At 50.2% G+C, this 21,593-nt stretch carries 13 protein-coding genes, 3 tRNA genes and 4 rRNA genes; 7 read left to right on the top strand and 13 right to left on the bottom strand.

Going from position 1 to position 21,593, the window contains the following annotated elements; all coding sequences use genetic code 11:
* Positions 1–24: 24 nt before the first annotated feature.
* From rrf (BZG82_RS00495) to BZG82_RS00455, 9 genes are all read right to left on the bottom strand, one after another.
* A 5S ribosomal RNA gene (gene rrf / locus BZG82_RS00495) occupies positions 25–140 on the bottom strand.
* A gap of 7 nt (positions 141–147) precedes the next feature.
* Positions 148–223, bottom strand: a tRNA-Thr gene (locus tag BZG82_RS00490).
* 243 nt (positions 224–466) lie between these two features.
* Positions 467–582, bottom strand: a 5S ribosomal RNA gene (gene rrf, locus BZG82_RS00485).
* A gap of 105 nt (positions 583–687) precedes the next feature.
* Positions 688–3,262, bottom strand: a 23S ribosomal RNA gene (locus tag BZG82_RS00480).
* A 254-nt stretch (positions 3,263–3,516) separates the two neighbouring features.
* Positions 3,517–3,592, bottom strand: a tRNA-Glu gene (locus BZG82_RS00475).
* Positions 3,593–3,816: 224 nt separating this feature from the next.
* A 16S ribosomal RNA gene (locus BZG82_RS00470) occupies positions 3,817–5,898 on the bottom strand.
* Together the 16S, 23S and 5S rRNA genes with 2 tRNA genes alongside form the textbook arrangement of a ribosomal RNA operon.
* Positions 5,899–6,267: 369 nt before the next feature.
* Positions 6,268–6,480 carry a hypothetical protein gene (locus BZG82_RS00465; protein ID WP_069589232.1) on the bottom strand — a complete coding sequence of 71 codons (213 nt, stop codon included), beginning with the start codon at positions 6,478–6,480 and terminating at the stop codon, positions 6,268–6,270.
* Positions 6,481–6,555: 75 nt separating this feature from the next.
* Complete coding sequence (locus BZG82_RS00460) at positions 6,556–8,103, bottom strand: aminotransferase-like domain-containing protein (RefSeq protein ID WP_198928525.1); 1,548 nt, start codon at positions 8,101–8,103, stop codon at positions 6,556–6,558.
* Between the two features lie 62 nt (positions 8,104–8,165).
* A tRNA-Leu gene (locus BZG82_RS00455) sits at positions 8,166–8,252 on the bottom strand.
* A 216-nt stretch (positions 8,253–8,468) separates the two neighbouring features.
* Here BZG82_RS00455 and BZG82_RS00445 point away from each other — a divergent pair.
* From BZG82_RS00445 to BZG82_RS00415, 7 genes are all read left to right on the top strand, one after another.
* Complete coding sequence (locus tag BZG82_RS00445) at positions 8,469–8,969, top strand: RDD family protein (protein WP_077662757.1); 501 nt, start codon at positions 8,469–8,471, stop codon at positions 8,967–8,969.
* 519 nt (positions 8,970–9,488) lie between these two features.
* Complete coding sequence (locus BZG82_RS00440; protein WP_077662758.1) at positions 9,489–10,931, top strand: YfcC family protein; 1,443 nt, start codon at positions 9,489–9,491, stop codon at positions 10,929–10,931.
* A gap of 567 nt (positions 10,932–11,498) precedes the next feature.
* The gene (gene arcA / locus BZG82_RS00435; protein WP_077662759.1) at positions 11,499–12,719 is read left to right on the top strand and encodes an arginine deiminase; all 1,221 of its coding nucleotides are present in this window, start codon (positions 11,499–11,501) and stop codon (positions 12,717–12,719) included.
* 58 nt (positions 12,720–12,777) lie between these two features.
* Complete coding sequence (gene arcC / locus BZG82_RS00430; RefSeq protein WP_069589240.1) at positions 12,778–13,740, top strand: carbamate kinase; 963 nt, start codon at positions 12,778–12,780, stop codon at positions 13,738–13,740.
* A 26-nt stretch (positions 13,741–13,766) separates the two neighbouring features.
* A complete protein-coding gene (gene argF / locus BZG82_RS00425) occupies positions 13,767–14,771 on the top strand; it encodes an ornithine carbamoyltransferase (RefSeq protein WP_077662760.1) in 1,005 nt (334 codons plus the stop codon).
* A 168-nt stretch (positions 14,772–14,939) separates the two neighbouring features.
* The gene (locus tag BZG82_RS00420; RefSeq protein WP_069589242.1) at positions 14,940–15,428 is read left to right on the top strand and encodes an arginine repressor; all 489 of its coding nucleotides are present in this window, start codon (positions 14,940–14,942) and stop codon (positions 15,426–15,428) included.
* A gap of 66 nt (positions 15,429–15,494) precedes the next feature.
* Positions 15,495–15,887, top strand: coding sequence for a RidA family protein (locus BZG82_RS00415; protein ID WP_069589244.1), 393 nt, complete (start codon positions 15,495–15,497; stop codon positions 15,885–15,887).
* A gap of 61 nt (positions 15,888–15,948) precedes the next feature.
* On the opposite strand, the gene idi is transcribed toward BZG82_RS00415, so the two are convergent.
* The 4 genes from idi to parE all read right to left on the bottom strand — a co-directional run bounded on the left by idi (position 15,949) and on the right by parE (position 21,543).
* Positions 15,949–16,509, bottom strand: a complete 561-nt coding sequence (gene idi / locus BZG82_RS00410; protein ID WP_077764938.1) for an isopentenyl-diphosphate Delta-isomerase — start codon at positions 16,507–16,509, stop codon at positions 15,949–15,951.
* Between the two features lie 14 nt (positions 16,510–16,523).
* Positions 16,524–17,258, bottom strand: a complete 735-nt coding sequence (locus BZG82_RS00405) for a 1-acylglycerol-3-phosphate O-acyltransferase (protein ID WP_077479485.1) — start codon at positions 17,256–17,258, stop codon at positions 16,524–16,526.
* Between the two features lie 108 nt (positions 17,259–17,366).
* Positions 17,367–19,625, bottom strand: a complete 2,259-nt coding sequence (gene parC / locus BZG82_RS00400; RefSeq protein WP_077764937.1) for a DNA topoisomerase IV subunit A — start codon at positions 19,623–19,625, stop codon at positions 17,367–17,369.
* 25 nt (positions 19,626–19,650) lie between these two features.
* Positions 19,651–21,543 (bottom strand): DNA topoisomerase IV subunit B, encoded by a 1,893-nt coding sequence (gene parE / locus BZG82_RS00395; protein WP_077765003.1) that lies wholly within the window; start codon positions 21,541–21,543, stop codon positions 19,651–19,653.
* Between the last annotated feature and the right edge of the window lie 50 nt (positions 21,544–21,593).

The following is a 21,593-nucleotide window of genomic DNA, read 5'->3' as shown; positions in this document are numbered from 1 at the left end:
AAATGCGGAGGGCTTATGAATAACTCTTGGCAGTGACCTACTCTCACATGGGGAGACCCCACACTACCATCGGCGCAGCAACGTTTCACTTCTGAGTTCGGCATGGATTCAGGTGGTGCCGTTACGCTATGGCCGCCAAGAAAATACTGGTGCTGATAGGCAGATTTGAACTGCCGACCTCACCCTTACCAAGGGTGCGCTCTACCAACTGAGCTATATCAGCGAAAACGCTTTACCAAAGTCTTACTTTTTATCTGCTTTGATAATTAAATCACTTATCATCAAAGTCTTACGCATGTCCGCTTTGATGCTTAAATTTTTGCTAACTAAAGCCCAACATTAAGCTCTAATTAGATTATCTTGTTTGATGCGATGAGGATGTTGAATCGAGACGCGCAGTGTATGCCAATACATGAGCATCGCAKATATCAACAGCATCGAGCTATCAATAAGATAARCAATGAGAGCCTGGCGATGTCCTACTCTCACATGGGGAGACCCCACACTACCATCGGCGCTGCTTCGTTTCACTACTGAGTTCGGCATGGAATCAGGTGGGTCCAAAGCGCTATGGTCGCCAAGCAAAATTTTGTTTTGTCTTCACTTTTTTAAAAAGTGAAAACCATCAACCTAGAAAGCTGTTCGTTCTCGCCACANAAGTCCAACCCAAAACCTCTTGGGTGTTGTATGGTTAAGCCTCACGGGCAATTAGTACAGGTTAGCTCAACGCCTCACAGCGCTTACACACCCTGCCTATCAACGTCGTCGTCTACGACAACCCTTTAGAGAGCTCGAAGCTCTAGGGATGACTCATCTCGGGGCCAGCTTCGCGCTTAGATGCTTTCAGCGCTTATCTGTGCCGAACTTAGCTACCGGGCAATGCGTCTGGCGACACAACCCGAACACCAGCGGTTCGTCCACTCCGGTCCTCTCGTACTAGGAGCAGCTCCCCTCAATCATCCAACGCCCACGGCAGATAGGGACCGAACTGTCTCACGACGTTCTAAACCCAGCTCGCGTACCACTTTAAATGGCGAACAGCCATACCCTTGGGACCGACTTCAGCCCCAGGATGTGATGAGCCGACATCGAGGTGCCAAACACCGCCGTCGATATGAACTCTTGGGCGGTATCAGCCTGTTATCCCCGGAGTACCTTTTATCCGTTGAGCGATGGCCCTTCCATTCAGAACCACCGGATCACTATGACCTACTTTCGTACCTGCTCGAGCCGTCACTCTCGCAGTTAAGCGGGCTTATGCCATTGCACTAACCTCACGATGTCCGACCGTGATTAGCCCACCTTCGTGCTCCTCCGTTACTCTTTGGGAGGAGACCGCCCCAGTCAAACTACCCACCAGGCACTGTCCTCACCCCRGATAAYGGGGCTAAGTTAGAACATCAAACATACAAGGGTGGTATTTCAAGGATGGCTCCACGACAACTGGCGTCGCCGCTTCAAAGCCTCCCACCTATCCTACACATGTAGGCTCAATGTTCAGTGCCAAGCTGTAGTAAAGGTTCACGGGGTCTTTCCGTCTAGCCGCGGGTACACAGCATCTTCACTGCGATTTCAATTTCACTGAGTCTCGGGTGGAGACAGCGTGGCCATCATTACGCCATTCGTGCAGGTCGGAACTTACCCGACAAGGAATTTCGCTACCTTAGGACCGTTATAGTTACGGCCGCCGTTTACCGGGGCTTCGATCAATGGCTTCTCTTGCGATAACCACATCAATTAACCTTCCGGCACCGGGCAGGCGTCACACCGTATACGTCATCTTTCGATTTTGCACAGTGCTGTGTTTTTAATAAACAGTTGCAGCCACCTGGTATCTGCGACTGCCCATAGCTCCATCCGCAAGGGACTTCACCGCGGGCAGCGTACCTTCTCCCGAAGTTACGGTACCATTTTGCCTAGTTCCTTCACCCGAGTTCTCTCAAGCGCCTTGGTATTCTCTACCCGACCACCTGTGTCGGTTTGGAGTACGGTTGCTACTTACCTGAAGCTTAGAGGCTTTTCCCGGAAGCATGGCATCAATGACTTCACCACCTTGGTGGCTCGACATCGTGTCTCGGCCTTGATTTCCCGGATTTGCCTAAGAAATCAGCCTACGCACTTGAACCTGGACKACCATCGCCAGGCCCACCTAGCCTTCTCCGTCCCCCCATCGCAGTAAGCAGCAGTACGGGAATATTAACCCGTTTCCCATCGACTACGCCTTTCGGCCTCGCCTTAGGGGCCGACTTACCCTGCCCCGATTAACGTTGGACAGGAACCCTTGGTCTTCCGGCGAGGAGGTTTTTCACCCCCTTTATCGTTACTCATGTCAGCATTCGCACTTGTGATACCTCCAGCATRCCTCTCAGCACACCTTCAACRGCTTACACAACGCTCCCCTACCCAATATCCATAAGGACATTGCCGCAGCTTCGGTGTATCGCTTAGCCCCGTTACATCTTCCGCGCAGGCCGACTCGACCAGTGAGCTATTACGCTTTCTTTAAATGATGGCTGCTTCTAAGCCAACATCCTGGCTGTCTGAGCCTTCCCACATCGTTTCCCACTTAGCGATAACTTTGGGACCTTAGCTGGCGGTCTGGTAGTATTCGTCCGAGGCGCTACCTAAATAGCTTTCGGGGAGAACCAGCTATCTCCGAGTTTGATTGGCCTTTCACCCCTAGCCACAGGTCATCTCCTAACTTTTCAACGTTAGTGAGTTCGGTCCTCCAGTTGATGTTACTCAACCTTCAACCTGCCCATGGCTAGATCACTCGGTTTCGGGTCTAATGCTAGCAACTSKACGCCCAGTTAAGACTCGGTTTCCCTACGGCTCCCCTATGCGGTTAACCTTGCTACTAACATTAAGTCGCTGACCCATTATACAAAAGGTACGCGGTCACCCCACGAAGAGGCTCCCACTGCTTGTACGTAGACGGTTTCAGGTTCTATTTCACTCCCCTCACAGGGGTTCTTTTCGCCTTTCCCTCACGGTACTGGTTCACTATCGGTCAGTCAGGAGTATTTAGCCTTGGAGGATGGTCCCCCCATGTTCAGACAAGATATCACGTGTCCCGTCCTACTCGTCCTCTTAGCGCTATGTATTCACGCTAAGATACCTGCTTATGCAGGTGGGTTTCCCCATTCGGAAATCCCAGACTCAAATGGCTTTTACTGCCTTATCTGGGCTTATCGCAAGTTAATACGTCCTTCATCGCCTCTGACTGCCAAGGCATCCACCGTCTACGCTTARTCACTTAACCATACAACCCCAAAAGGTCTTGCATGAAAACAACTAAGGTTTTGTTTTTGCCGGACTCAAAATAGAGACTTTGCTTATCAAATAAGACAAAGCCCAAGCACACTTGATTGTGTGAGTGACATTTCTGTCACTGATTGAGAACTTTACTGTCATTCTTTAAAGAATGACTTGTCAGCTTTCCAGATTGTTAAAGAGCATGTCGTTTATTGCTAAATAAACCACTTTGTAATCACACTCGAAAGTATGTTTATAAAGTGGCGTCCCATAGGGGAGTCGAACCCCTGTTACCGCCGTGAAAGGGCGGTGTCCTAGGCCTCTAGACGAATGGGACTTTATGCGGATGATTTATCTTCGCTAGCCGCGTTGCTTTCATTGCTCAGGCAATCACATAGTATTTCTATGCTCAGGCCATTCGCACTTCAAGCGCCTTGCTATCTAAGCAAATCATCACGCCTAAGCAATAATTCCTAGGCGTGTTTGGCATTGGGATGCCAAACCCCTCTTTATACTTTCAACCTATACAATCTGTGTGAACACTCGCAAGAATAGCGTCAGTAAGGAGGTGATCCAGCCCCAGGTTCCCCTAGGGCTACCTTGTTACGACTTCACCCCAGTCATGAACCACACCGTGGTAAACGCCCYCCCGAAGGTTAAGCTATCTACTTCTGGTGCAGCCCACTCCCATGGTGTGACGGGCGGTGTGTACAAGGCCCGGGAACGTATTCACCGCAGCATTCTGATCTGCGATTACTAGCGATTCCGACTTCATGGAGTCGAGTTGCAGACTCCAATCCGGACTACGACAAACTTTAAGGGATTCGCTTAACATCGCTGTCTCGCNCCCGAAGGTTAAGCTATCTACTTCTGGTGCAGCCCACTCCCATGGTGTGACGGGCGGTGTGTACAAGGCCCGGGAACGTATTCACCGCAGCATTCTGATCTGCGATTACTAGCGATTCCGACTTCATGGAGTCGAGTTGCAGACTCCAATCCGGACTACGACAAACTTTAAGGGATTCGCTTAACATCGCTGTCTCGCTGCCCTCTGTATCTGCCATTGTAGCACGTGTGTAGCCCTACTCGTAAGGGCCATGATGACTTGACGTCGTCCCCACCTTCCTCCGGTTTATCACCGGCAGTCTCCCTGGAGTTCCCGACATTACTCGCTGGCAAACAAGGATAAGGGTTGCGCTCGTTGCGGGACTTAACCCAACATTTCACAACACGAGCTGACGACAGCCATGCAGCACCTGTCTCAGNAGCACGTGTGTAGCCCTACTCGTAAGGGCCATGATGACTTGACGTCGTCCCCACCTTCCTCCGGTTTATCACCGGCAGTCTCCCTGGAGTTCCCGACATTACTCGCTGGCAAACAAGGATAAGGGTTGCGCTCGTTGCGGGACTTAACCCAACATTTCACAACACGAGCTGACGACAGCCATGCAGCACCTGTCTCAGMGTTCCCGAAGGCACTCCTCTATCTCTAAAGGATTCGCTGGATGTCAAGAGTAGGTAAGGTTCTTCGCGTTGCATCGAATTAAACCACATGCTCCACCGCTTGTGCGGGCCCCCGTCAATTCATTTGAGTTTTAACCTTGCGGCCGTACTCCCCAGGCGGTCTACTTAATGCGTTAGCTCCGAAAGCCAAAGTCTTAAACCTCAGCCTCCAAGTAGACATCGTTTACGGCGTGGANCTGGATGTCAAGAGTAGGTAAGGTTCTTCGCGTTGCATCGAATTAAACCACATGCTCCACCGCTTGTGCGGGCCCCCGTCAATTCATTTGAGTTTTAACCTTGCGGCCGTACTCCCCAGGCGGTCTACTTAATGCGTTAGCTCCGAAAGCCAAAGTCTTAAACCTCAGCCTCCAAGTAGACATCGTTTACGGCGTGGACTACCAGGGTATCTAATCCTGTTTGCTACCCACGCTTTCGCATCTGAGCGTCAGTCTTTGTCCAGGGGGCCGCCTTCGCCACTGGTATTCCTTCAGATCTCTACGCATTTCACCGCTACACCTGAAATTCTACCCCCCTCTACAAGACTCTAGCCTGCCAGTTTCAAATGCGGTTCCGAGGTTGAGCCCCGGGCTTTCACATCTGACTTAACAAACCGCCTGCATGCGCTTTACGCCCAGTAATTCCGATTAACGCTCGCACCCTCCGTATTACCGCGGCTGCTGGCACGGAGTTAGCCGGTGCTTCTTCTGCAGCTAACGTCAAGCAATGCACGTATTAAGTACACTACCTTCCTCACTGCTGAAAGTGCTTTACAACCCGAAGGCCTTCTTCACACACGCGGCATGGCTGCATCAGGGTCTCCCCCATTGTGCAATATTCCCCACTGCTGCCTCCCGTAGGAGTCTGGGCCGTGTCTCAGTCCCAGTGTGGCTGATCATCCTCTCAAACCAGCTAAGGATCGTCGCCTTGGTAAGCCRTTACCTTACCAACTAGTGCGGTATTAGCCGTCGTTTCCAACGGTTATCCCCCTCGTCAGGGCAGGTTCCCAGCCGTTACTCACCCGTCCGCCGCTCGACGTCCAGTAAATCCACCGAAGCTTCAATACTGCCGTTTCCGCTCGACTTGCATGTGTTAGGCCTGCCGCCAGCGTTCAATCTGAGCCATGATCAAACTCTTCAATTAAAGTTTTTTTCGAAACCGAAGTTTCAGCTCAATGAATACTGATTACTGTTTMTCTCCRAAGAGAAAAACGAATTGACTGTGCCGAACAACTRTAAAAGTTGTCGTTTGGTCACTCAGTTCATCGAATAAATCTTTTTTGTCTATTCTCAACGAGTGCCCACACAGATTGCATAGGTCAAATTGTTAAAGAGCGTGTCGATTTAGTGGTCGGCATTTCGTGACTTGCGTCTCATTGCCCCGTCGACAGGAAGCGAAGTATAGAGATTTCAGTTTTTCCCGCAACCCCTAAATATAAAAAAAATGCGCCTTGCGGTTTGTTTGTCTATAAAACAAACAAAAACCGTCAAGACGCCAAAGATTACCGTTCAATTAATGCTGATTCTGGCGCTCTTCTGCCCGCTCTTTCGCGCGGCAATGTCGAATAGACGCCCACGCCATAAAGAAAAGTACAAAAGGGATGGCGCCAGCGGTCCATTCAGCCCACGTGTAGTAAGCCAATGTTTCAATAATGATGACATGGCCCAGAATCAGTAGGGCCGCGCAGATAATCGCAACGACCATCATGCTTAGCTCTGATTTCATCCTTTTCTCTCCCTAAAGTGTGTGCCCAGTTAGTGTATGCCTAGGGCCAGTGACGGGATTAGTACAAAGCCACCGCTATTTAGCTGTAACAGTATCGGCTATTGATAAAGATGAGAGCACAGTCGCAATCTGTGTAAGGCCGCTGTCAACGCTCGCTGGCGTATCAGCATCAACAGTCTCAGGCGCACTGATAGAGAAGTTTAAGCGGAAGCAGTCGTTAAACCGATCATCAGTGGCAAACAAAGCGCCCGGTGCGAGTGTAATGCCATAGGGCAGGAGTTCTCGAAATAGCTGACGGGTGTCCATGCCATTATTCAGTGCGACCCATAAGAAGTAGCCGCCTTGAGGGTCGGTGACCGATGTACTCGCCGGCAAAATACGACGCAGGCTGTCACGTACCGCGTGTTTGCGCTGTAACAAGGCAGTGCGCAAACGGCGCAGGTGTGCGTCATACCCACCCTGCTGCAAATAATGCGCGATAGCGAGCTGGTTAGGGGCACCCACAGATAAACTGGACACATACTGTCGCTTTTCAATTTGTGTGGCATAACATCCTGCCGCCACCCAACCGACCCTGAAACCAGGCGCTAACTGTTTCGAAAACGACCCACAATGCAAAACTAGCCCTTGGCTGTCATAACACTTCAGTGGCATGGGGCGTGATTCAGAGAAAAAGAGCTCACCATAGACATCGTCTTCTATTAAAGGGACTTGGTGACGCGCGAGCAGTGATACCAGTGCTGGTCTATCTTTTTCAGGAATCGATGCCCCCGTTGGGTTATGAAAGTTACTCATCAGCCAGCAAGCAGCTACGTGGTGAGTACTCAACGCAGCTTCAAGCGCGTTTATATTCACTCCCGTTTCAGGATCGACCGGCACGGGCACGGGTTCCAGTTGCAACCGCTCAAGGGTTTGCAGCACCCCATAAAAGGCTGGCGCTTCGATGATCACTTTATCCCCGGGCTGAGTCAGGGCCGCCAGTGATAGGCTTAACGCTTCGATGGCACCATTGGTGATGATGATCTCATCCATCGCCACTTTTATTCCTTGCCGCAGATAGCGCTGCGCAATCATGCGACGCAAGCCTTCATCGCCGGGAGGAAGCATGGTGAGATAATCTGGATGCGATGATTGACGAAGGACTCGTGCCATCGCCCGTCCTAACGCTTGCATGGGAAATAGCGTGGGATCAGGGAACGCCGAGCCGAACGGAAAGCATGAGCCTGACTTGCTCGCACTGATCACATCAAAGACATCTTGATGCGCCTGCAGCCAATGAGAGTCTGCTTGAGGACGCGCCAAAGAGTCGGAGGACAATTGATTGTAATGCGGACGCACAAAGTATCCAGCTCTGGGGCGAGCCTCAACCCAGCCATCCGCTTCTAACTGCTCATAAGCGCGCATGACAGTCATTGGGCTAACATGTTGGAGGCGGCTCATCTCACGAACGGAAGGGATCCGCTCACCGGCTTGCCACACCCTTTGATCGATTTGCGTTTTTACCCAAACGGCGATGTCTTGATAGCGAACCTGCACCATACCACTCCCTGTGACAACCACGGCTCGATAATACCTTGCCGTGTTCGCTTTGCCTTGCGCGATACCCGAGGATTGTGAAGTCATCACGATTCAGGCGGCATAAACGAAAAAAGCCCCTGTCTTTCGACAGGGGCTTTTTTGGGATTTGGTGCCGAGAGAGGGACTTGAACCCTCACACCCGTTAAGGCGGCGGATTTTGAATCCGCTGCGTCTACCAATTCCGCCATCTCGGCAAGTGCTGGCAATTATACGTACCGCCCTTTCGAGTGCAAGCATTAAAAAACAAAAAATGTTTGTTCGCGCTATTTTTAACCAATTCGCGGTTAAATACATCAAAGGCGGTGTAATCATGAGCAAACGACATCGCAAAACCGCCCTATCAGCTTACTCACCTAAACAGTGAATGTGCTAGGCTAGCGGCGACTTTGATACTTGGATGTAGCTAAACCATGCAGACTTCTTCTATTGCATGCCCAACCGCCGGTTTTTTTCGCCGTCTTGCTGTTTGGGTTTATGATCTTTTGATTGTTGCCGCATTACTTATGCTTGCGGGCGGCGCGGTGATGGCAGCATTGGCTATCGCACAAGCGCTCGGGATGTCGATGACACCTTATCAAGATGCCAGTGATTTCCTCACCCATCACCCTATCGCACAGCCTCTTTACACCGCCTATCTCGCCTGTGTGATTTGCGGATTCTACGGCTACTTCTGGTGTAAAGCCGGTCAGACGTTGGGGATGCGGGCCTGGCGCCTGCGCATTCAAAATGCTGACGGTAGTAATATTCGCCCCACACAAGCACTGATTCGTCTTGCGACAGCCTGCTTTGGGCTCGGTAACCTTATCGTGATTTTCGATAAGAACAACCGCGCGTTTCAAGATCACTTCGCAGAATGCGACATGATCGTATTACCGAAGCCCGCCAAAACCCCGAAAAGAAAGAAACAATAGCTATCATTGGGAAGGCTGCAGTGCCTTCCTCTTTTCTTCAACAATTCTATCGCAACCTCTAAATTTGATATAAAACAAAAAAACAGCGAGTTTTTAACCCTGCGACATTTTTACTTAATCTGCTTTTTATTCACCACACTTATAGAGTAGGCATGACTAATTACGCAGTCTATTCACATAGAAAAGTCATGGTGTCTTGGTGGTTAGCGGTTAAAGAAAATTTAAAACAATAAAAACCCACTTCACCATCATACTAAGAACATTCTGAGTAATATATCTAAGCACGCAAACTAAACAGCCATTCACTTTTAATCTGCTCATCAATTAAGCGACAGCATACAGTCCCTTTCTTTTGTGAGATATCACTAAGAACTATTCACGGATGCACTTTTACAATAAAGAAAAAGCCACTGACATCGGCAGAAAAGAACAACGAAAATAACGTGAAACTTAAAAGAGTTACCTCAACACGTGTAGTGCCCTATTTTATTGCACTCAGAAGAGGTATGAGGAGATAGTATGAGTACCCAAAGTGTTCCTGAAAAAAAAGGTTGGTTCGCCAATCTCAAATTCCCATCCGCCTATACCATATTGTTCATTCTGATTGCCTTGGTCGCCGCGCTTAGTTGGATAGTCCCTGCTGGTCAGTACGAACGAGAATATAACGCTGAACTCGGCCGAGATGTGCCTGTATCAGGCACCTACCACCAAGTTGAAAGTAACCCTCAAGGCGTAGTCGACGTGCTGCTGGCCCCCATTGACGGTTTTTATAACCACGAAACCTATGAAGCGGCCGCCATTGATGTCTCACTTTTCATCCTCATTATTGGTGGCTTTTTAGGTCTGGTGACCAAAACCGGTGCCATTGATGCAGGGATTGAGCGGGTGACCAAACGCTTAGAAGGACGCGAAGAGTGGATGATCCCTATCCTAATGGGCCTCTTTGCCGCAGGCGGTACGATTTACGGGATGGCCGAAGAGTCCTTGCCTTTTTATACCCTACTCGTTCCTGTGATGATGGCGGCGCGCTTTGACCCTGTAGTAGCAGCGGCTACCGTACTCCTCGGTGCCGGTATTGGTACTTTAGGGTCAACCATCAACCCGTTTGCCACTGTCATTGCCGCGAATGCCGCCGGTATCCCTTTTACCGATGGTATTCTGTTACGCCTCGCTATTTTGGCCATTGGCTGGCTTATCTGTGTTGCCTATGTGATGCGTTATGCCCGCAAAGTGCGCGCCGACCAGAGCCAATCCATTGTTTATGATCAGTATGAGAGCAATAAAAAACACTTCCTTGGCGATCATGACGAAACACAAACGCTTGCTTTCACCACCACACGTAAAGTGATCTTAGGCATTTTTGCTGCCGCGTTTGCCGTGATGATCTATGGCGTCTCCTCACTAGGATGGTGGATGGCCGAGATCTCTGCCGTTTTCCTCGGTGCTGCAATTATTATTGGTCTGATTGCACGTATGAGTGAAGAAGAGATCACCACCAGCTTTATTGATGGCGCACGAGACCTTCTGGGTGTGGCCCTCATCATCGGTATTGCCCGCGGTATCGTGGTGATAATGGATAAAGGCATGATCACAGATACCATCTTGAACAGTGCTGAAGGTATGGTGACTGGACTATCGTCTTTTGTTTTTATCAACGTTATGTATTGGCTGGAAGTCTTGCTGTCTTTCTTGGTGCCATCATCATCTGGTTTGGCAGTCCTCACCATGCCTATCATGGCGCCACTGGCTGACTTTGCAAACGTTGGGCGCGAGTTAGTCGTGACCGCTTATCAATCTGCATCCGGTGTCGTCAACCTCGTCACCCCCACCTCCGGCGTGGTGATGGGTGGCCTTGCGATCGCTCGCGTTCCCTATGTTAAATGGATCAAATGGGTGGCGCCTTTACTCGGTATTCTTACCATCATGATTATGATCATGCTCAGTGTAGGTGTCATGCTATAACCCCTATTAATACACCGACTAGCGCGCTCACGTATTCGTCAGCGCGCTTTTTTATGTCTGCCACTCCCTCGCTCAACCATGCCTCACCACGGTGATATATTCCACTTCTCAAAACAACATGGCACCGTATTTCTCTTTTTTACACAGTCAAAAAACGTATTTATATCGACATCAATCACAGTGTTGAGGAAAAAAACGGCTTTATTTGTTAACAAAGAAAAAATAGAAAGATAGCCATTCACTTATTACGCATACCCTCATCATTCAAAGTAATACTGATTGGCATAAAAAAGAAAACAGATCCGCATTAACAAAGGGAAATTAAAAAATATTTCGTTAGACACTCACAATTCCTGCTTAATTATTAAAAAACAAAAAAACCTCATGCCATAAATACCATTAACACAGGGTAAAAAAGGCAAAAGACAATGTTTTAATTCACTGTGATCTAACTTCAAGAATACCCCAGACACCGCGTTAGAATGAATCTGTACCCAATAATACATCTGCACTTTTTATTCATCCCTTCCGATAAAAAGCCAAGCAGAGATATACGGAGAAAGAAAGATGAACAACTTCTATGTCGGCTCTGAAATTGGTCAATTACGTACCGTGATGCTGCATCGTCCTGAGCGTGCGCTCACCCACTTAACACCATCAAACTGTCATGACTTACTGTTTGATGATGTTCTGTCCGTTGAACGTGCAGGTGAAGAGCATGACAAATTTGCTCAAACCCTACGTGATCAAGGCGTTGAAGTCCTCCTGCTCCAAAATCTACTGGCTGAGACTCTGGATGTACCTGAAGCCAAAGAATGGCTGATGAACCTAAAAATCTCGGATTATACCTTCGGCCCTTCGTTTGCTAATGACATCCGTTGTTATTTGAATGACCTGCCTCACCATGAACTCGCGTCGATGTTCTTAGGCGGATTGGCCTATTCTGAGCTGCCAATCGCAACAACCTCTATGTTGCAAGCCATGCACGCACCGTCCGACTTTATTATTGATCCACTCCCCAACCACCTATTCACCCGCGATACCTCCTGCTGGGTTTACGGTGGTGTATCAATTAACCCCATGGCCAAACCCGCGCGTAAACGTGAAACCAATCATCTTCGCGCCATTTATAAATGGCACCCTCGCTTTGCGAACGGTGATTTTATTACCTACTTCGGCGGCGAAAATATCGACTATGACAACGCCACCATTGAAGGCGGCGATGTTACCGTCCTCGGCAAGGGCGTGGTACTTATCGGTATGTCCGAGCGCACTACCCCACAAGGGGTCGAAAACTTGGCTTCTAGCTTATTTAGACACGGCCAAGCCAAACAAGTGATTGCGATGGAGCTACCGAAACACCGCTCTTGCATGCACCTTGATACCGTGATGACCCATATGCGCGAAGATACCTTCTCGGTGTATCCAGAAGTGATCCGTAAAGATATCAAATGCTGGAGCCTCACCGGTGATCGCACCGGAAAACTCAACGTTCGCGAAGAAGATTACTTCCTGACCGCGATTGAAAAAGGACTGGATGTTGGCCCGCTAAATCTGATCACCACAGGGGGTGACAGCTTCGAAGCCGAACGCGAACAGTGGAATGATGCTAACAACGTGCTGACTGTCCGTCCTGGCGTAGTCGTGGGTTATGAACGCAACACCTATACCAATGAAAAGTATGACAAAGCGGGGATCACTGTGTTGTCTATTCCCGGTGACGAGTTAGGTCGCGGTCGTGGCGGCGCACGCTGCATGAGCTGCCCAATCCATCGTGACGGCATCTAATCGCCTTGTTGGGCTGAGTAAGTAGCTCAGCCCCCACCGACTGTAGAGAGTATTAAGTATGAAAAAACAAACTGTGGTGGTGGCACTCGGAGGCAATGCACTCCTTCGCCGGGGTGAGCCTTTAGAAGCTGACATTCAACGCGCCAATATTGCCAAAGCGGCAAAAACCATTGCGGCAATTGGCGAACAATACAACGTGGTACTCGTGCACGGTAATGGTCCACAGGTTGGCCTACTCGCCTTACAGGGGTTGGAGTATAAATCCGTCACGCCATATCCACTCGACGTTCTCGGTTCAGAAACCCAAGGCATGATTGGCTATATGTTAATGCAAGAGCTGCATAACCTAGCCCCCGAGCAACACGTTTCTTGCATGCTCACGCAAATGACTGTCGATCCGAATGATCCCGCGTTTGCCAACCCCACCAAGCCCATTGGTCCCGTTTACGACCAACAAGAAGCCTCGGCGCTGGCTGAAAAATATGGCTGGGATATCAAACCAGATGGCCAATATTATCGTCGTGTTGTACCCAGCCCACAGCCAACCGGCATTGTGGAAGATGACGCCATCGCTAGCCTGATTGCGCAAGGACACCTTGTGATTTGTACCGGTGGTGGCGGCATTCCTGTGATTCAAGAGGGGAATCAGCTTAAAGGGATTGAGGCTGTGATTGATAAAGACATGTCAGCGGCTTTCCTTGCTCGTCAAATCAATGCCGATGCCTTGCTGATTTTGACCGATGCCGACGCGGTGTATTTGGACTATGGCCAACCCACCCAACGCGCATTGGCGGATACCACCCCTGATGATCTGAGCCAATACACCTTCGACGCAGGCTCCATGGGACCCAAAATTGACGCGTCCTGCGAATTTATCCGTCAAGGCGGAAAACTGGTTGGCATCGGTGCCTTAGAGGATGGTCTTGCCATTCTTGCCGGCCAAGCCGGTACACGTATTCGTGCCCAAGCAGTCAATAACAACAATATTTCTCACGGCCAACCTGCACCAGCGCAAGCCTGAGACCAATAACGAGAGGATTACCCACTATGGCATTTAATCTACGTAACCGTAACTTCCTAAAGCTGCTGGACTTCACACCCCGTGAGATCCAACACTTTATCGACATGGCCATTGAACTCAAAAAAGCCAAATACAATGGCTATGAAACCCCACGTTTAAAAGGCAAAAATATCGCGCTGATCTTTGAGAAGTCGTCGACTCGTACCCGTTGTGCGTTTGAAACCGCCGTATTCGACCAAGGCGGACAAGTCAGCTATATCGGCCCAACAGGCTCCCAAATTGGCCACAAAGAATCCATGAAAGACACGGCCCGCGTGCTTGGTCGCATGTATGACGGCATTGAATACCGTGGCTTTGGCCAAGCGATTGTTGAAGAGCTGGGCGAATATGCTGGTGTGCCGGTCTGGAACGGATTAACCACCGAGTTTCACCCCACCCAAATCTTGGCGGATTTGATGACCATGATTGAACATGGTCGTGGAAAACAGCTTCACGAAATGCGCTTTGCGTACCTCGGTGATGCCCGAAACAACATGGGCAACTCTCTGATGGTCGGTGCGGCTAAAATGGGGATGGATATTCGTCTAGTGGCGCCAAAAGCATTCTGGCCCGAAGAAGATCTGGTTGCACAATGCCGCGCGATCGCTGAACAAACGGGCGCACGCATTACCCTCACCGAGGACGTGCAGGAAGGTGTCAAAGACTGTGATTTCTTGTACACCGACGTGTGGGTGTCTATGGGTGAATCCAAAGAAGCATGGGATGAGCGTGTCGCATTGATGAAGCCTTACCAAGTCAATATGGACGTGGTCAAAGCAACCGGCAATCCACACGTAAAATTCATGCATTGCTTACCCGCTTTCCACAACAACGAAACCACCGTGGGTGCGGAAATCGAAGCCAAATATGGCTTAAAAGGCCTTGAAGTGACAGAAGATGTCTTCGAGTCCGACTATTCGATTGTCTTTGATGAAGCAGAAAATCGCTTGCACACCATCAAAGCGGTCATGGTTGCCACTCTCGGCGACTGAACCACGCGCCGGGTGCCTATGCATCCGGCGTCTATTCTTTGCGTCAAGCAGTGACCATCATCAAGGTTTGCCCCCGCCAACACTGATACTATGCGTTTAAAATCACCAGAAAGCAGTGAAATTCACTATTTTCGAGGTTAATAGCCATCGATTATAAAGGAGTGACCGGTGAGTGATTATGCAATTCCGTCGGTGACAGCCTCCAATCCGGAGGAGAACATCCTCTCAGCCTGCCGGCATTTATTACAAACCCAAAGCTTTACCACTCAAGACGAAGTGCGTCAGCAGTTAGTCCAACTAGGGTATCTCGACGTCAGCCAATCTACCGTCTCTCGTTTGCTCTCCAAACTTGGAGTGGCAAAGATCCCCAATGCACATGGACAGAAGGTGTATTCGATCAGTGGCGATATTGAGCCCGTTTACGCGGTGTCATCGGTGGGATCTCAAATTGATGAAATCACGTGCAGTCATGCCATGGTGGTAATCAAAACCCACCCTGGTGGTGCGCAGTTGATCGCGCGCTTAATCGATCTGAATCGTCACCCTGCGATTTTAGGCACGGTAGGCGGTAACGACACGATTTTTGTTGCACCTCGCCGTGTGAGCGAGTTGAACTTATGCGAAAAAGCAGTACGAGAACGTCTGGCAAGCGAGTAAGTACTTTACCTCGCCGCGCAACCGTTGCAGACTATTAACGTCGCTTTTTTAACAAAGGAACACAGCATGACCCAAGTACTGCAAACTGAGCAGGCACCTGAAGCTATTGGCCCATATTCACAGGGTGTCGATCTCGGCAACATGGTACTGACTTCCGGTCAGATCCCTGTCAATCCAGTGACTGGTCAAATTTCACCAGAGATCACTGCTCAAACACGCCAATCACTCGATAACGTTAAAGCCGTTGTTGAAGCGGCGGGCCTCAAAGTGAATGACATTGTTAAACTGACTGTCTTCGTTAAAAACCTTGAGGACTTTGCGGAAATCAATAAAGTCTACGGCGCTTTTTTTGATGAGCACGGCGTAGAAAACTATCCCGCCCGTTCTTGTGTGGAAGTCGCTCGCCTTCCTAAAGATGTAGATATTGAAATTGAAGGGATTGCGGTGCGTCACGCGTAACCTATGCCCTTGCATACAAGAAAGCGGCGTTTAACGCCGCTTTTTTTATGCTTTCTCACACCTAAGCCATAGCATGCGTCGGCGTCATCGCACAAATGTGAGCAAATACCTGTGAGAACCAAGCCGTAAATTGCTCCGGCGAGTCCGCCAGTGCGGCTTGTATATCTTGCTCCGACCACCAGCGACAATCCGATACCTCATCCGGGTTTAAGATCATCTCCACATGATTCACTTCACACGCAATCACCTGATCCCACTCGTGCTCAACCAGACCATTATCCAGTTCAGCACGGTAGATAAAGGCAGGCCCCATGGCGAAATCAAGCGGACGCGCAATACCAAGCTCTTCATATAAACGCCGCTTGGCCGCGGCAGCCACAGGTTCATCTTTTTCGGGGTGCGAGCAGCAGGTATTGGTCCATAACCCACCGCTGTGATATTTGCTGTCAGCACGACGCTGAAGCAAGAACTCACGCTCACCGTCTTGGTTAAGACGGTATAACATGAGCGAAAAGGCCGAGTGCAGCCATCCTTGCTGGTGGGCCTCCAACTTTTCAGCGGTCCCCTTGGGTTCACCCTCAGGTGACACCAAGACCACATGGTGACGCTGGGTTGGGGTCATGAGACACTCCTCTATTATGCAGACTGCTTATTACGCTCAGCCACTTCCGCATCCAACTGCTCAAGTTTCGCTTTCATCAGTTGATGACAGTGTGCAGCAAGTTCGCGCACATTCTCTTTACTGTAGCCCTCGACCGATATCGGTGCCATCACTTCCACAATCACATGGCCGTTGTTCCAACGGTTCGCTTTGCAATGATGGGTCGAGCTACATACCACCGGCACCAGCGGCACTTGTGCGCCAATGGCGGCATGGAATGCGCCCGTTTTAAACGGCAATAAGCCACGGCCACGCGAACGTGTTCCCTCTGGGAATAACCATACGCATAATTGCTTCTCACGGATCTTTTCAATCACTTGAGCAATGGTTCCCATCGCTTTACTGCGGTTAGCGCGATCAATCAATACGTTACCGGTAAGCCAATACAGTTGACCAAAAATCGGGATCCACAACAGGCTTTTTTTGCCCACAGTGACCGCGCCCGGCATCAATGCATTCGAGAGCGTGACCATGTCCCAGTTACTTTGGTGGTTAGCAATACACACACTCGCGCCCGGTTCACGTGGTGCGCCCTCGGCAAAGCGCAGCTCTACCTTGGTACCAAATAAGCCAGATAGCCGACCAAACCATTTACTAATCTGGTAGCAGTTGCGTGGGTTACGTGGACTGAGCAGGCAATACAGCCCACCAAACACAAATAGCAAGATTGCGACAATCAGTACGGCAATCAGCCGTAACACAATAATCATTTCTCTCTCCAAAAGAGCAGACTGTCAAAGGCGAGTCAGTATACGGATTCGGAACAAAAATGCACCTAGTGAAAAAACGCACCTTCCAAAGAAGGTGCGTTCATCGAACTAGCTGTCTTGCTCGTCAATAAGGATTTCTACCGCGGAGACCCGTTGCAGGCCTCTTGGCAGCATGCTGCCACGACGCCCCCGTTCACCACGGAAGTTGTCGAGATCGGCCGCTTTTAAGGTCAACTTACGCTTACCTGCATGCAGGGTCACGCCTGCTCCTTGCGGTAAGACATGTAACTGACTGAGCACCTCATCACGTGATTTGGCGCGCGCACCAGGGATATTGATAATCTTGTTTCCTTTACCTTTGCCCAACTGTGGCAAATCATGGATAGGGAATACCAACATCCGCCCCTCATTGGAAATGGCCAAGATCTGATCCGTTTCTAAGTCGTGAATACGGCGAGGCGGCATCACTTCGGCGTGCTCAGGCACAGTTAACAGCGCTTTACCACTACGGTTTTTCGACAGCATGTCTGCCTGTTTACACACAAAGCCATAGCCTGCATCCGAGGCAAGTAACGTCAGTTGGCTTTCATCCGCCATCATCACATGACGAATCGACGAGCCTGGGGTGATATTGATACGGCCCGTGATCGGTTCACCCTGACTGCGCGCCGACGGCAAGGTGTGCGATTCAATGGCATAGCTACGTCCGTCTGACCCCAAGAACACCGCGGGTTGATTGCTCTTGCCCGGTGCCGCATCGAGAAACTTGTCTCCCGCTTTATAGTTCAGCCCAGCCGCATCAACATCGTGCCCTTTGGCATGACGAATCCAACCTTTTTCCGACAGCACCACGGTAATCGGCTCACTGGGGATCAAATCACGCTCTGTCATGGCTTTGGCTTCTTCACGTTCCACCAACGGCGAGCGTCGATCATCACAATACTTTTCTGCATCGGCGAGGATCTCTTTTTTTATCAAGGTATTCAACCGACGCTCTGAGCCTAACAGGGTTTGCAACTTGTCCCGCTCTTTGCTGAGCTCATCTTGCTCACCACGGATTTTGATCTCTTCGAGTTTGGCCAATTGACGCAGTTTGATCTCTAGAATCGCTTCCGCTTGCTTCTCACTAAGCCCAAAGCGCTTGATCAGTTCTGCCTTTGGATCATCCTCACTGCGGATGATTTCAATCACCTCATCAATATTGAGGTACGCGACCAATAAGCCCTCAAGAATGTGCAAACGCGCCAACACCTTCTCAAGGCGATACTCCAAGCGACGACGCACCGTATCCCGACGGAACGTCAACCACTCCGACAGGATCATTTGCAGCCCTTTTACTTGTGGGCGTGCATCGAGGCCGATCATATTGAGGTTAACGCGATAGTTTTTCTCAAGATCCGTTGACGCGAATAAGTGATTCATCAACTGATCACTATCAACTCGGTTAGAGCGCGGCACCACCACGATACGTGTCGGGTTTTCGTGGTCAGACTCATCACGCAAGTCATCGACCATCGGCAGTTTTTTCGCCCGCATTTGGTTGGCGATTTGCTCGAGTAACTTGGCGCCAGAGACTTGATGCGGCAGTGCTGTGATCACAATATCGCCGCTTTCTTTGTGCCAACGAGCTCGCATCTTGATGCTGCCACGACCACTGGTATAGAGCTTTTTCAGCTCGTGATGAGGCGTAATGACTTCTGCTTCAGTCGGATAATCCGGCCCTTTGACGTATTCCATCAGGCCATCCAGATCGATACTGGGTTTATCAATCATCGCCGCCAGCGCGTTAGCAAGTTCGCGCGCATTGTGCGGGGGAATATCGGTGGCCATACCAACCGCGATCCCGGTCACCCCATTGAGAAGAATATGAGGAAGACGCGCAGGTAAGGTTTTCGGCTCTTTCATGGTGCCATCAAAGTTTGGCACCCAATCCACGGTTCCTTGTCCTAGCTCTTGTAAGAGGACTTCCGAGAAGCGCGACAGGCGTGATTCGGTATAACGCATCGCCGCGAACGATTTGGGATCGTCCGGCGCCCCCCAGTTACCTTGACCATCCACCAGCGGATAACGATAAGAGAAAGGTTGCGCCATCAATACCATGGCTTCGTAGCAGGCAGAATCACCATGAGGGTGATACTTACCGAGCACGTCCCCAACGGTACGCGCTGATTTTTTATATTTGGCGGAGGCAGACAGCCCCAGCTCAGACATTGCATAAATAATTCGGCGCTGTACCGGTTTTAATCCGTCACCGATAAACGGCAGCGCACGGTCCATGATGACGTACATCGAGTAGTTGAGGTAAGCATCCTCTGTAAACTTGCGCAAGGCAAGCTGCTCGACGCCATCATAAGTCACCTCTGTCATGCTGATAGTATCCCGTTATATTTGTTTAAATCTCGGTCAGCTCGGCCATGTCGCCTTTTTGCTGCAACCAGTTACGACGATCTTCTGCCCGTTTTTTACCTAGCAGCATGTCCATCATTAATTGGGTTTGCTCAGGATCATCAATCGTCAGTTGCACCAAACGGCGTGTATTTGGATCCATCGTGGTTTCACGCAGTTGCAAAGGGTTCATTTCCCCCAGCCCTTTAAAACGCTGTACGTTGATTTTTCCGCGCTTATTACTTAATCGCTCAAGGATGCCTGCTTTCTCGTCTTCATCGAGGGCGTAAAAGACTTCTTTTCCGCAATCAATACGGTACAAAGGCGGCATCGCAACATATACATGTCCTGCTTCGACCAGGGCACGGAAATGCTGCACAAACAACGCACATAACAGCGTCGCAATATGTAGACCATCAGAATCCGCATCGGCGAGAATGCAGACTTTATCGTAGCGCAGCCCGGACAGGTCACCGGAGTCAGGGTCTATCCCTAGCGCCACCGAAATATCATGCACCTCTTGGGAAGCGAGGACTTGGTCAGCTGATACTTCCCACGTATTAAGAATTTTACCGCGCAGCGGCATCACCGCCTGAAACTCACGATCACGGGCCTGTTTCGCTGAGCCGCCTGCCGAGTCACCCTCCACCAAAAAGAGTTCGGTGCGACTGGAATCTTGCATCGCACAGTCTGTCAGCTTACCGGGCAACGCTGGTCCCGAGGCGACTTTTTTCCGTACCACCTTTTTCGCGGCGCGCATACGGCGATGCGCGCTGGCAATGCACACCTCAGCCAAACGGTCGGCCAAGTGAGGACGCTCGTTCAGCCACAAGCTAAAGGCATCTTTGACCACGCCAGACACAAAGGCTGCGCATTGACGTGAGGACAAACGCTCTTTCGTTTGGCCGGCAAATTGCGGATCTTGGATTTTCACTGACAAGACATATGCACAGCGCTCCCAGATATCATCCGCGGTGAGCTTCACACCACGAGGCAATAGGTTGCGGAACTCGCAGAACTCGCGCATCGCTTCTAGCATACCTTGGCGCAAGCCATTGACATGGGTGCCACCTTGCGGCGTCGGAATCAAGTTAACATAGCTTTCAGTGGTTAATTCACCACCTTCCGGTAACCAAATCACCGCCCAATCGACCGCTTCGTTCTTGCCACTGAACTCACCGACAAAGGGAGTGTCAGGCAACAGTTCAAAGCCCTTCACACTGTCGGCAAGGTAGTCTTTTAGGCCCGCTTCGTAACACCAGCTAATGGTTTCATCGGTATTTTTGTCGGTGAAATTGATGGTTAAGCCCGGGCAAAGGACAGCTTTGGCTTTTAATATGGTTTTTAAGCGTGACAGCGAGAACTTACCGGAATCGAAAAATTGACTATCCGGCCAAAAGTGCACCCGCGTGCCACGGTTGCGTCGCCCGCACGTGCCAGTCACGGTCAAGTCTTGCACTTTGTCACCGTTTTCGAAGGCGATGTCATAGGCTTGCCCATCGCGCTTGACCGTGATCTCAACACGACGAGACAAGGCGTTAACCACAGAGATCCCGACCCCGTGCAAACCACCACTAAATTGATAGCTTTTGTTGGAGAACTTGCCGCCAGCGTGAAGCTTACAGAGGATCAGCTCAACCCCAGACACTCCTTCTTCTGGGTGAATATCTACAGGCATCCCACGGCCATCATCAATCACTTCTAATGATTGGTCGGCATGAAGGATCACATCGATTTTACTCGCGTGGCCGGCAAGGGCTTCGTCGACACTGTTATCGATCACTTCTTGCCCTAAATGGTTAGGGCGACTGGTATCTGTGTACATACCCGGGCGTCGGCGCACTGGCTCGAGCCCGTTGAGGACTTCTATCGATCCTGCGTTATAACTTTGCTCTGTCATAATCGATTGGCTTAATAAATGTGATGACATGGTCAGCAAGGGGGCCTAGC

It is taken from the genome of Salinivibrio sp. PR5, assembly GCF_001996085.1.
Lineage (GTDB): Bacteria > Pseudomonadota > Gammaproteobacteria > Enterobacterales > Vibrionaceae > Salinivibrio > Salinivibrio proteolyticus.
Note: the sequence above shows the minus strand (reverse complement) of the source record. Positions and strands in the feature narration are given on the sequence as shown.